This is a genomic window from Catenibacterium sp. GCM10023432 (assembly GCF_042651925.1).
In the GTDB taxonomy this organism is placed as follows: Bacteria; Bacillota_I; Bacilli_A; order Erysipelotrichales; family Coprobacillaceae; genus Catenibacterium; species Catenibacterium mitsuoka.
In genome coordinates, this window is the sequence record NZ_JBHSEB010000034.1 from 55,848 (window position 1) to 67,884 (window position 12,037).

Here is a 12,037-nt window from a genome sequence, read left to right on the forward strand (position 1 = left end):
ATTGTTCAAGTAATACTTGCTTGGTCAAGGCACCTTCTATATAAGGGTTGCCACCACTTTAAAACGATCCTCATCTGTGTGGTTCTGAATAAGAGTATAAAAATATTTAATTAAATTGCCTGTACTTCAATAACGCCTGGGACTTCTTCTATTAAAATCTGTTCAACACCATCTTTAATAGTAGAATCTAACATCATGCATCCTGCACATGCACCAAGCATATGTACATAAACAATGCCGTCTTTGAAATCAACGAATTCTAAGTCTCCACCATCTCTTTGTAGATAGGGTCTCAACTTATGAATGACTTCCTTAATGGCTTCAATCTTTTCTTCCATGATTTCACCTCGCTTCTGCTTGACCATTATAACACACAAAATAAAAAAGAAAAGTGATATGCCCTATAGAATCACTAAAAAACATACTTATTTATTAGACAATTTTGATAGATTGCACATTTTTAAGCATAATTCGCTATTTTTATAAAGTAAATGAACTCTGAACATGATAAAAGAACCCCTGAGGGTTCTTCAATGTTATTCATCGCCCATATTCTTAATATAATCCAATACAAAGTCAACTACCCACGACCTAAAGGTCATGGGCTTGTAACTGCCCAGTCGTACTAACGGTTTACACCTCCGACCTTTAACCCCAATAGATATTGCTATCTAAAGTGGCGTTACATCATAGGGTGGTTGACAGCACCCTTTGTAGCAGAGTTTACTCTGTTACAACTGTATTAGGTACTTGGCTATCTGCAAGATAGTCTATTCCCATACGATACAGATTCATAGCTCCAATGCGGTCATCATTAGATTTATAGCCACATTTTTTGCAGGTAAACAGATGTATCTTCTTATTGCGGTTAGACTTTTCAACATGTCCACAGCAAGGGCAGCACTGGCTTGTATAGCGAGGGTCTACCTTAATAACAGAAGACTGATTCTGTTTTGCTTTGTAGATTATTTTCTGCTCAAGGTCATAGAAAGACCATGATACAGAAACGTAACGATCTTTTGTCTTAACACGTTCTGTAGCATTACGAATGCCTGACAAATCTTCCAATACAAAGAGAGTGTGCTTTGGATTGTTTTCAACGAGTGCCTTCGATACCCGATGGTTAATATCCTGCATCCAACGGTTTTCTCGCTGACCGATAGCTTTACCACTAACAAATCCAGACTTATGTTTACTGTCATAAGTTGCAACAACAAAGTTAATACATCTGTCAATACCTACAACGTTGCAGATGTCAGAAATATTACTTTCTTCAATCTCATAGGTAACTGGTATATGCAGATAGTATTTGCCATGCTTACTTACAAGCTTGGCAGTACCAAACTTATAAATCGTATGATCGAAATACTTAGACATTCCATCTGAAAAATAAGATAACTTCACACGACCATTAAGCGTATTGATTGAAAAACGGTTTTGTGTTAAGGAATAATCTCTGTTCCAAACCAAATCATATTGAGGCTTTTTGAACGATGGTTTAATCCACTCATTCTGATTTTCAAGAATGGTCCTATATCTGGCGATAACAGTCTTCAGAACAGACTGAGCCATCTGCGATTTAAGGTTAAACTTTTCTCGTAAAGTAGAATACAAAGCTTTATTAAGTGAAAACTGCTTTAAGTCATGAGTGCGGAATACATAGTCTGAAACATAATTACAGGCATTACGATAAACAGACATAGTCTCATCAAGCAAAAACTTATCTGTTTCAGCTGCGATTATTTGAATTTTAGCTGTAATAGTCATCTGTTCCATAGATGTACTCCTTTCATAGATATTTCGCTATATATATTATATAATATGTATAGTGATAATCGATATTTCGAGGTGAACTGTGAACAATAGATACAATCGTTATAACAGACGAAAATACAGCCTGAAAGTACATATAGTTCTAGTAACCAAATACCGCAAACAACTACTAAAAGACTTTATCGCCGATGATGTTAAACAAGAGATTCTCGATATAGCTAATACTCGTGGCTACGAAATTATTGCGATAGAAACTGACAAAGACCATATACATTTCTTATTAAGTTACGATACATCATATATAGTCTGCGATATTGTCAAAATTGTAAAGCAGGAAACAACATACCACTTATGGCAAAAGTATAGTTCGGTCTTATCAAAACAGTATTGGAAGGAAAAAACATTTTGGTCAGATGGTTATTTTGCTTGTAGCATTGGAGAAGTGACATCAGCAACTATACAAAAATATGTTGAAAGCCAGGGATAATAGATACGATTTACGAGGCTCCTCCCGCCACCTATTAGCAGTGGGTTTCCGCCTATGACAAACGGAAGGATTTATTTATGAATATCAATAATGAATGACAAAGAGTACGACAATCATCCATCCAACAGACATATGAACATGTCTGCATACTGCAGTATCCCATATCCCAGCTTCAAACTTATAGTTACTTACAATAGTTGGAACTTGTGTGAGTATATAGAGTAATACAGCAACCAAGATATATAATATTTTTTTCTTCATATGTTTCTCCTCTACTATGTTAGCATGCGCTAACTATACCATACTCACCTTTTTGTAAAGTATATTATAATAAATACAAATTATTTATCTTTTTCACATTAAAGAATTATTATTATCTATTCTTTTATCACCATTATAATTATGCTATAATGCAGTTGATTGGAGGCGTGCAATGGAACATCAAGTTCATGTAGGTGACATTGTTGATGTGACCATTACTGGTATTCAACCATATGGTGCATTTGCTTTATTGCCTGATGGAAGCAGCGGATTAATTCATATATCAGAAATATCTGATGGATTTGTTCGTGACGTAAATCAATTTGTCTTTTATGGAGAACAGGTTAAGGTAAAAGTCATTGATATAGATAGCGTCCATCACCAGGCAAGGCTTTCTTTAAAAGCAGTCGCGAAAAAGAGACGTTTTCGCAAAAGAAAGTCAATCGTGGAAACACCTAAGGGTTTTAATCCACTAAGAGAAATGATGCCTCGATGGATCAGTCGAGGAATCGCAAAGGAGGAAGATGTATGATCAACGTTGATTTAAGTAAAGCTAAATTAACAGAAAGCATGGAATCATATAAGGACAGAGTCGCAGAAGTTCATGATATGATCCACAACAAAACAGGAGCAGGTAACGACTTTTTAGGATGGGTTGACTTACCTACTAACTACAACAAGACTGAAGTAGAAAACATTAAGAAAAAAGCTACAGAATTATCTGAAGAAATTGATGTTTTATTAGTTTGTGGTATCGGTGGTTCTTACTTAGGCGCAAGAGCTGCTATTGAAGCAATCAATGGTCTTTACCCAACAAACAAGGTTCAGATCATCTATATTGGTAATACATTCTCTGCTACTTATTTAGCACAGGTTAAGAACTATGTAAAAGATAAAGAATTCGGTATTAATGTAATTTCTAAGTCTGGTACAACTACTGAAACTTCAGTTGCTTTCAGAATCTTCAAAGAATTACTTGAAGAAACTAAGGGTAAAGAAGTAGCTCAGAGAAGAATTGTTGCTACTACAGATGCTCATAAAGGTGCATTAAAGACTTTATCTGACCAGGAAGGTTATACAGAATTCGTAGTTCCTGATGATATTGGTGGACGTTATTCTGTATTAACTGCAGTAGGATTATTCCCTATCGCAATGGCTGGTATCGATGTTGATGCAATGTTAAAGGGTGCTAAAGATGCACAGGATAAATACAACAATCCAGATCTTCTTACAAACGATGCTTATCAGTATGGTGTTGCAAGACAGATGTTATTAAAGGCTGGTTACCCAGCTGAAATGTTTGTAACTTATAACTTACAGTTACAGCAGACTGCTGAATGGTGGAAACAGTTATTTGGTGAATCTGAAGGTAAGGAAGGAAAAGGTATCTTACCTACAAGTGGTACTTTCTCAACTGACCTTCATTCATTAGGACAGTTCATCCAGGAAGGTTCTAAAGTTTTATTCGAAACTGTATTAAAGATCAAAGAACCTCAGATGAACTTAGAAATCCCTAGTGATGCAGATAACTTAGATGGTTTGAACTATTTAGCTGGTAAGACAGTTGATTATGTTAACCAGAAAGCATGTGAAGGTACTATTGATGCCCATGTAAATGTTGGTAACGTACCTAACATTCAGATCACTCTTGATCATGTTGATGCATATAGCTTCGGTTATATGGTATACTTCTTCGAAAAGGCTTGTGCAATGAGCGTTTACCTATTAGGTGTTAACCCATTCAATCAGCCAGGTGTTGAAGTTTATAAGAAGAATATGTTCAAGCTTTTAGGTAAGCCTGGATATTAATAAGAAATCCCGCAATCGCGGGATTTTTTTGTACAATGTGATGAGTTTGTAAGAAATTGTGATGTTTTTCACAAAGTGTACTGGATAATCTCTTTTTAATCAGTATAATAAAAGCGAGATGATGTTAAAAAGATAGTAGTGAGGCAGAAGAAATTGTTCTTCTGTTTTCATTTTACTAGAGAGGAGACAAACATGAAGAACATTACTATTATGGGTGGCGGCGTTCTGGGATCACAGATTGCATTCCAGGCAGCATATTGTGGTTTTGATGTAACAATCTGGTTAAGAAGTGAAGGCAGTATAGGGCGTACACAGCCTAAGCTTGATTCTATCAAGCAGTCTTATATTGATGCAATCAATCTCATGGATATTGATAAATCTATCAATACATGGTGTATGGGTATTGCAGGCTATGATGATTTTGATAAGGAGAACTGCCTAGAAAAGGTAGAACGTGCTTATTCTACAATCAAGCTAGAGCTTGATATGAAAACAGCAGTTAAAGATGCTGATTTAGTCATTGAATCTATGACAGAAAATATGGAAGCTAAGAAGGATGTCTATACAAAGATGGCTCCCCTACTTCCTGATAAAACAATTCTAGTTACTAATTCTTCTACTATGCTTCCTAGTAAATTAGCTAAGTTTACTGGTAGACCTGATAAGTTCCTTGCATTACACTTTGCAAATACGATTTGGAAGAATAATATGACAGAAGTTATGATGCAGGATAAGACAAATAAAGCATGCTTTGATGAAGTCATGAAGTTTGCAAAAGAGATTAGAATGATTCCATTGCCTGTCAATAAAGAAAAGTCTGGTTACCTACTCAATTCTATGTTGATTCCATTATTATTCTCAGGTATGGATTTAATGGTCAATGGTATCTCTGATCCTGAAAGTATTGATAAAGCATGGACTTTAGGTACTGGTGCACCTAAAGGACCATTCCAGATTCTTGATACAGTAGGATTAAAGACTGCCTATGAGATTGTAGGCATGTATGTAAAGATTCCTGGTTTCCTAGCACCTTATAATTTTAAAGGTATGCATAAGATGTTGAAGTCTTATATTGATCAAGGAAAACTAGGATATAGTACTGGTGAAGGATTCTATAAGTACAAAAAATAAGTAACTAAGCTAAATAAATGCCAGGAGTTTATACACCTGGCATTTATTTTTACATCGTATTTATTCAAAGTGATTTTCTCTAAATCAGCAAATACTTTTTTTATCAAGTGCTACTGCATCCTCAGAGATTTCCTGTTCAGATTCAAAGATTGCTTTGTCATTGCGTTTTGATTTGCTAATTCAGCGTTCCTATTAAAAAAATAGTTTACAGGTACAAAAAAAGTCAATCCGAAGATTGACTAATTCATAAATTGGAGCGGGTGATGGGAATCGAACCCACGTAGTCAGCTTGGAAGGCTGAAGTTCTACCATTGAACTACACCCGCATAGGATGGTGACTCGCAGGGGATTTGAACCCCTGACCCTCTGATTAAAAGTCAGATGCTCTGCCATCTGAGCTAGCGAGTCATAAAAAGATGGCTGGGATAACTGGATTCGAACCAGTGAAATGACAGAGTCAAAGTCTGTTGCCTTACCCCTTGGCTATATCCCAATAAAGATGGTGGGGAGGGACGGATTCGAACCATCGAACTCGTAGAGAACTGAGTTACAGTCAGCCGCGTTTAGCCACTTCGCTACCTCCCCACTGGTGCCGACTAGAGGAATTGAACCCCCAACCTACTGATTACAAGTCAGTTGCTCTACCAATTGAGCTAAGTCGGCAAATATTGAGCTATAAAATAAAATGGTGGAGGTTAACGGGCTCGAACCGCTGACCCTCTGCTTGTAAGGCAGATGCTCTCCCAACTGAGCTAAACCTCCGCTGCGGCTACTATATTATCATCATATTTATTCTAAGTCAACAGAAAATAGAAACTTTTTTGTAGTTTTGTATATAGGTATATTTGATTAAATGACGCTTTTTTTAATTTTTATTGATTTCTTCAAGTTTTTTTCTATTTTATTTGCTTTTTGTTATAGAAACGATTACAATTTAACTGTACCAGATAGCAGGTACATTTTAAAGGCTCTTGTTTAAGGCCGCTCTCAATGACACATACATTTGCTTTCCTTATTCAAGAGCTTTTATTGTGTCATGGGAGCATTTTTTTATTTGACAAATACTCTAATAGAGACTATATTCATTTAAAGCAGAGAGGTGATAGTATGCAAAGATTCACATTTGATGATGAAGATGACTCTATTCAAAAAGCCAAGAGAGTAAATTCTATTCAACAGAAAGAGAACGAGCCAGAAGTCAAAGAGGTAGTCAAAACGAAAGTGAAACATAAGAAATCACATTCTTTACCTAAACGTACTAAAACGAAGGTAAAGTATAAAGAGAAATCACATCCTGTGATGACTTTCATTAAGAATTTCATATTATTAGTATTACTTGCAATTATATTAGTGGCACTTGCGTTTGGTATACGTTTTTATTTAGATAACCCAGAAACAGTGAAACAGTGGTTCTGGCAAGGATATCGTTATTTATTCAGATAGAAAAAGAGGTCCTGATGGGACCTCTATTTGTTTACCTGAATGATGAAGAAATAAGCCATTGTCTTACCTCTAGGCACATCATAATGTTCTATGAGTGTAAGATAGTCTGAATTAAGTCTTAAATTCTTCTCTACAAGAGATATTTCAGTTGTATAGATAAATACATACCCTTCTGGTAAAACGTGTCTATGGATACGTTTAAAGAAGTTATCATAGATATTCTTTAAAGCACGTGTATCTTTCATCTGTGCATAAGTAGGCATATCAGTAAATATTTCATCAAACATTTCATTATTCACAAAACGGTTGGCATCTTTATTTACAAAGTGGATTGGCTGATTAGCCGCAATCGCATTTTTCTTAGCTGCTTCTAAGCCTTCTCCATAAATATCTAATCCCATAGCAAACTTAACTGGTTTAGCCATACATCTTTCAATAAGTGTAACACCACTACCACAGAATGGATCTAATACACGAGAATGCATACCCATATAAGGTTTAGCCACTTCCATAAGTGTTGCTGCTACATAAGGCTGCATTGAGTTAGAAATGATTTCACGTCTATAATTAAAGCGTGGATTGTCCAATGAACTCAACTTTAAATAAACATTAACTGTCCCAGGCCTTAATTCTCTAATTAATAATTCAATATCATAATCAGATGTCACATTCTGAAGATATGAAGGCATCTCTTCAATAAGTTCTTTTACTATATCATTGATGACAGCTGATTTCTTTTCTCTCATCTGATCAACTAAACGATAATAAAAACATCCTTCAGCATCATATAAACGATGAAGTACATCCACTAAGTTACTTGACGCAATACGTTTACCAATAAGAGTTCCATCCTGAGGAAGTCCTGAACAGCCTGATAACGGGAAAATCATCTCTCTATAATTGCGTAAGCCTAGAAGATCATAAATAGCCTTTGTACGGACTAATACACCCTGTCCGACTGGTTTATAACGTAAATGTTTCACCTGTTCAAAGAGTGTATATTGATAATAAGGAAGTGTTGTAAGAATAACATCGACTTCTTTATGCAATAAACGGATTGATTTCTTCTTATGATAAGAATATGAACGAATCATCGGATTTAATACTTTTAATTGTGCTTTGATATGCTTGCTGTCTACCACCTCAGAATTCATGAGTTCATTCTGTATTTCCTGTAATTCCTTAATATAACGCTTACAGTCATAACGACTCATTCCTTTTAAATAAGCATCCTTCACAAAGTCCTTTTTTTCATTCTTATAAGCATCTAAAAGAACAGATGCCATCAAAGGATTCTTTGTATAGCCTAATAATAGTGCCGCATTCTTTCTTACCTTAGGATCTTCATGAGTTAAACAATCACATAGTTTTTCTACAATAGGACCTTCTAATGTATCAGTTGATGTCATTGAACCTTTTAATTTTATTAGATTTTGACGCAGATCAGTGTCTGCGAGAATATTCTTCACAACATTTTTTTCCATATAAAACACCTCATAATCATATCTATTATATCAAATTCATCCATTTGTTACTATAAAAAAAGTGTCTTAGAAGACACCTTTTTGTGTAATTATGTAATTAAGTGATACATCAAGTGGATGAGGATGAGTATTTTCTACTTCCTGGAAATCAAATGCCAGACCAATAGTTATAGCCTCGGTCTTTTTTAAACAGCGATCATAGAAGCCACGACCATAGCCAATACGATTATGATTCTTATCGAACATCAGCAATGGTACTACAATCACATCTAAATCCTTAACATCCATATGTTCATTAGTAGAAGGTTCCAATATATGAAAAGCCCCTTCTTTTAAATCATCCATACTATATATTCTCTGGAAATCCAGTTCTTCTCCTACACATTTCGGTACATAGATTTCCTTTCCTAACATATATTTCTCAATCAAATGAAGCGTATCCACTTCATGGCGATATGACATATAAAAGCCAATTCTTTTCGCATTCTTAAATGCAGGCATTTCTTCTAGATAAGAGGCAATTCTTTTTGAATAAGAAAGAAACGTCTCTTCTTCCAAAGCGAGACGTTTCTTAATCATCTGTTTTCTATCCAATAGCATCTTCTGACATATCAAGCTTAATAAGCTGATTTAATTCAACAGCATATTCCATAGGTAGTTCTCTGCTGAATGGTTCAATGAAGCCCATGACAATCATTTCTGTTGCCTGTGCTTTAGTGAGACCTCTGCTCATTAAGTAGAAGAGCTGATCTTCTGATACTTTAGATACAGTGGCTTCATGTTCAATAATAGAATCATTATTGGCCATGATATTTGTAGGTACTGTATCACTTGTAGAAATCTTATCTAGAATTAATGTATCACATTCTACCTTACTCTTACAGTCACAAGCATTCTTGTTATGACGGACAAGTCCTCTATAGTTTGTCTTACCACCATTTCTCGCAATAGATTTAGAAATAATCTGACTTGATGTATGAGGTGCTGCATGAATCATCTTAGCCCCAGAATCAATAATCTGACCTTTATCCCCTACTGCAATAGTAATAACTGTGCCCTTGGCTCTTTCTCCTGCAAGAACGCAGCAAGGATATTTCATAGTTACAAGTGAACCGATATTACCATCCACCCATTCCATGGATCCACCTTCCATAACTTTAGCACGCTGTGTTACTAGGTTATAGATATTCTTAGACCAGTTCTGGATTGTTGTATAACGACAATGTGCATTCTTGCCGACAATAATTTCTACAACACCAGCATGAAGTGAATCTTTAGAATATGAAGGTGCTGTACATCCTTCTACATAATGGATATCGGATCCTTCATCTACAATAATTAAAGTTCTTTCAAACTGTGCCATACGTTCAGAATTGATTCTAAAATATGACTGTAATGGCTTATCTAATTTAGTATGAGGTGGAACATAAATAAATGATCCTCCTGACCAGACAGCCCCATTTAATGCAGAGAACTTGTTGTCATAATATGGAATAACAGTATCAAAATACTTTTTGAAGATTTCTGGATATTGTTTTAATCCAGAATCGATATCCAAGAAGATAACACCCTTCTCTTTGACTTCTTCAAGCATATTATGATAAACAACTTCAGATTCATATTGAGCACTTGCCCCTGCTAAGAACTTCTGTTCTGCTTCAGGAATACCCAAACGATCAAATGTATTCTTGATTGTTTCTGGTACTTCTTCCCATTTATCTGTTTTGGTATCTGATGGACGATTATAATATGTATAATCGTCAAAATCCATCTTAGATAAATCAACACCCCACTTAGGCATCGGCATCTTTAAGAACTGTTTTAATGACTTGATACGATATTCAGTCATCCATTCTGGTTCTTCTTTAATGGCTGATATTTCTCTAACGATATCTTCATTTAACCCTTTAGGTGTCTTGAAGACAGATACATCCTCATCGGGATGATCTTCTATCACTTCAGCTTGTGGAATATTAAGATTCTCAATAGCCATCTCTATTCCTCGCTTCCTTCTAATAATTTTAAGAATCCAGTCCAGCCTAAAGTCGCACACTTAATACGATTGGCCTGCTTATGCGTATTCTTAAACGCAATTGCTTCTTCAAGAAGTTCTGGATCATATTCTTTTTCGTAAATCATATGCATATAGTTATCCACAATATGCGCTGCTTCTTCTTTTGTCTTTCCTTTAACTAGTTCAGTCATGATAGAAGTAGATGCTGTACAGATGGCACATGCTTCACCATCAAAACGCACATCTTCCACGACATCACCATTAAACTTAGCCTGGACATCAATATCATCAATACATGTACTTGAATCCATATTGACTTTCTGATATGAATCATCATCTACAAGTCCATGGTTTCTAGGATTCTGATAATGGTCCATAATAATTTCTCTCATGATCATTGGATCATCCAAAGAATGCATCAAGGAAATCATCTCCTTTCTTACATGCTTCAATAAACTGATCAATTTCTTCTTCAGTGTTATAGAAATAGAAAGAAACACGACAAGTTGTTCTTACTTTTAAGAACTCGTCTAAAATCTTGGCACAATGTTCACCAGCTCTAACCGCAATACCATAAGTATTAAATAGGCTAGCTGCATCCTGCGCAAATACATCTTTAATATTAAAGGCAATAGCACCTTCTGAGTTTGGATTATATACAGTGACATTATCCAACTGAGACATCTTCTCAATCGCATAATGACGTAATTCTAATTCTCTTTGACGAATATTGTCCATACCGATGCTCTGTAAGTATTTAACAGCTGCACCTAAGCCAATAACACCTTCAATATGAGGTGTACCTGCTTCAAATTTATATGGTGGTTCCTTTAGTGTGACAAGTCCACAGCTGTTATAGCGTGAATTAGATCCTCCGCCAAAACGTGTAGGCTTTGTTTCTTCTAATAACTCATATTTACCATAAAGAACACCAACACCTGTAGGACCACACATCTTATGACCTGAGAAAGCTAAGAAGTCCACATCATCACGTACAACATCTGTGACAATATGTGGTACACTCTGTGCCCCATCTGCCACTACGATAATACCCTTAGAATGAGCATATTCTGTGATTTCCTTGATAGGTACTTCATAACCTAATACATTTGTTACAATCGCAAGTGAAATAATTTTTGTATTCTCTGAAACAGCCTTCTTGACATTTTCTAATGTCATACGACCTTCTTCATCTAGTTCAATATATTTCACAACAGCACCTGTTTCCTCCGCTACATCAAACCAAGGTAATGTATTAGAGGCATGTTCTGCCACATTCAAAAGGATTTCATCACCTGCTTTTAAATGTGTTTTGGCATAACCATTCGCAATTAAGTTAAGTGAATCTGTTGCACCACTTGTAAATACAACTTCTTCTTTTCTCTTTGCATGAATAAAATGCTGAACCACTTCTCTCGCTTCTTCATAAGCGACATCCACCTGATGAGATAAATCATAATCTCCACGATGGGCATTTCCTGAATAGCTGGATAAATATTCACATACTGCATCAATCACACATTGAGGCTTTAATGTAGTCGCACCATTATCAAAATAAATCAGTGGCTTGCCATGCATTAATGTCTTTCCATCCAACATAGGAAAGTCTTTTCTTGTATCCTTACAATTCACCAT

Annotated in this window: 13 protein-coding genes and 6 tRNA genes; 5 read left to right on the top strand and 14 right to left on the bottom strand. The window is 35.6% G+C overall.

Annotated elements, in window-relative coordinates:
* Positions 1-110: 110 nt before the first annotated feature.
* Together ACFOZZ_RS04865 and ACFOZZ_RS04870 are read right to left on the bottom strand one after the other, a co-directional pair.
* On the bottom strand, positions 111-338 hold the full coding sequence (locus tag ACFOZZ_RS04865; protein ID WP_040390072.1) for a NifU family protein: 228 nt from the start codon (positions 336-338) through the stop codon (positions 111-113).
* A gap of 385 nt (positions 339-723) precedes the next feature.
* Positions 724-1,776, bottom strand: coding sequence for an RNA-guided endonuclease TnpB family protein (locus ACFOZZ_RS04870; RefSeq protein WP_376814838.1), 1,053 nt, complete (start codon positions 1,774-1,776; stop codon positions 724-726).
* 79 nt (positions 1,777-1,855) lie between these two features.
* On the opposite strand from ACFOZZ_RS04870, the gene tnpA reads away from it, so the two are divergent.
* On the top strand, positions 1,856-2,260 hold the full coding sequence (tnpA, locus tag ACFOZZ_RS04875) for an IS200/IS605 family transposase (protein WP_376814839.1): 405 nt from the start codon (positions 1,856-1,858) through the stop codon (positions 2,258-2,260).
* Positions 2,261-2,344: 84 nt separating this feature from the next.
* Here tnpA and ACFOZZ_RS04880 read toward each other — a convergent pair whose 3' ends face one another.
* Entirely contained in the window at positions 2,345-2,521 is a 177-nt protein-coding gene (locus ACFOZZ_RS04880; RefSeq protein ID WP_279147342.1) for a hypothetical protein, read from the bottom strand.
* A gap of 172 nt (positions 2,522-2,693) precedes the next feature.
* Between ACFOZZ_RS04880 and ACFOZZ_RS04885 the strand changes: the two genes are divergently transcribed.
* The 3 genes from ACFOZZ_RS04885 (at position 2,694) to ACFOZZ_RS04895 (ending at position 5,461) form a co-directional block, all read left to right on the top strand.
* A complete protein-coding gene (locus ACFOZZ_RS04885; protein ID WP_055235186.1) occupies positions 2,694-3,053 on the top strand; it encodes a CvfD/Ygs/GSP13 family RNA-binding post-transcriptional regulator in 360 nt (119 codons plus the stop codon).
* Positions 3,050-4,330 carry a glucose-6-phosphate isomerase gene (locus ACFOZZ_RS04890; protein WP_376814840.1) on the top strand — a complete coding sequence of 427 codons (1,281 nt, stop codon included), beginning with the start codon at positions 3,050-3,052 and terminating at the stop codon, positions 4,328-4,330. The genes ACFOZZ_RS04885 and ACFOZZ_RS04890 overlap by 4 nt, the downstream gene beginning before the upstream one ends.
* A gap of 192 nt (positions 4,331-4,522) precedes the next feature.
* Positions 4,523-5,461: a 3-hydroxyacyl-CoA dehydrogenase gene (locus tag ACFOZZ_RS04895; protein ID WP_055235261.1), complete on the top strand. Its 939-nt coding sequence runs from the start codon at positions 4,523-4,525 to the stop codon at positions 5,459-5,461.
* 252 nt (positions 5,462-5,713) lie between these two features.
* Here the strand turns inward: ACFOZZ_RS04895 and ACFOZZ_RS04900 are convergent.
* The 6 genes from ACFOZZ_RS04900 to ACFOZZ_RS04925 all read right to left on the bottom strand — a co-directional run bounded on the left by ACFOZZ_RS04900 (position 5,714) and on the right by ACFOZZ_RS04925 (position 6,223).
* Positions 5,714-5,787 (bottom strand) — tRNA-Gly (locus ACFOZZ_RS04900).
* A gap of 6 nt (positions 5,788-5,793) precedes the next feature.
* A tRNA-Lys gene (locus ACFOZZ_RS04905) sits at positions 5,794-5,869 on the bottom strand.
* Between the two features lie 9 nt (positions 5,870-5,878).
* A tRNA-Gln gene (locus ACFOZZ_RS04910) sits at positions 5,879-5,954 on the bottom strand.
* 7 nt (positions 5,955-5,961) lie between these two features.
* Positions 5,962-6,046: transfer RNA gene (locus ACFOZZ_RS04915), tRNA-Tyr, on the bottom strand.
* Positions 6,047-6,048: 2 nt separating this feature from the next.
* Positions 6,049-6,124, bottom strand: a tRNA-Thr gene (locus ACFOZZ_RS04920).
* A 23-nt stretch (positions 6,125-6,147) separates the two neighbouring features.
* Positions 6,148-6,223 (bottom strand) — tRNA-Val (locus ACFOZZ_RS04925).
* Between the two features lie 345 nt (positions 6,224-6,568).
* Between ACFOZZ_RS04925 and ACFOZZ_RS04930 the strand changes: the two genes are divergently transcribed.
* Positions 6,569-6,904 (top strand): hypothetical protein, encoded by a 336-nt coding sequence (locus ACFOZZ_RS04930; RefSeq protein ID WP_055233187.1) that lies wholly within the window; start codon positions 6,569-6,571, stop codon positions 6,902-6,904.
* Between the two features lie 23 nt (positions 6,905-6,927).
* On the opposite strand, the gene ACFOZZ_RS04935 is transcribed toward ACFOZZ_RS04930, so the two are convergent.
* From ACFOZZ_RS04935 to ACFOZZ_RS04955, 5 genes are all read right to left on the bottom strand, one after another.
* Positions 6,928-8,388, bottom strand: a complete 1,461-nt coding sequence (locus ACFOZZ_RS04935; RefSeq protein ID WP_055233186.1) for a HEAT repeat domain-containing protein — start codon at positions 8,386-8,388, stop codon at positions 6,928-6,930.
* 66 nt (positions 8,389-8,454) lie between these two features.
* A complete protein-coding gene (locus ACFOZZ_RS04940; RefSeq protein WP_055233185.1) occupies positions 8,455-8,982 on the bottom strand; it encodes a 5-formyltetrahydrofolate cyclo-ligase in 528 nt (175 codons plus the stop codon).
* Positions 8,975-10,381 carry a Fe-S cluster assembly protein SufB gene (sufB, locus tag ACFOZZ_RS04945; protein WP_278778547.1) on the bottom strand — a complete coding sequence of 469 codons (1,407 nt, stop codon included), beginning with the start codon at positions 10,379-10,381 and terminating at the stop codon, positions 8,975-8,977. The genes ACFOZZ_RS04940 and sufB overlap by 8 nt, the downstream gene beginning before the upstream one ends.
* A gap of 2 nt (positions 10,382-10,383) precedes the next feature.
* Positions 10,384-10,821: a Fe-S cluster assembly sulfur transfer protein SufU gene (sufU, locus tag ACFOZZ_RS04950; protein WP_006506422.1), complete on the bottom strand. Its 438-nt coding sequence runs from the start codon at positions 10,819-10,821 to the stop codon at positions 10,384-10,386.
* Positions 10,805-12,037, bottom strand: coding sequence for an aminotransferase class V-fold PLP-dependent enzyme (locus tag ACFOZZ_RS04955; RefSeq protein WP_055233183.1), 1,233 nt, complete (start codon positions 12,035-12,037; stop codon positions 10,805-10,807). Before ACFOZZ_RS04955 ends, sufU begins: the two co-directional genes overlap by 17 nt.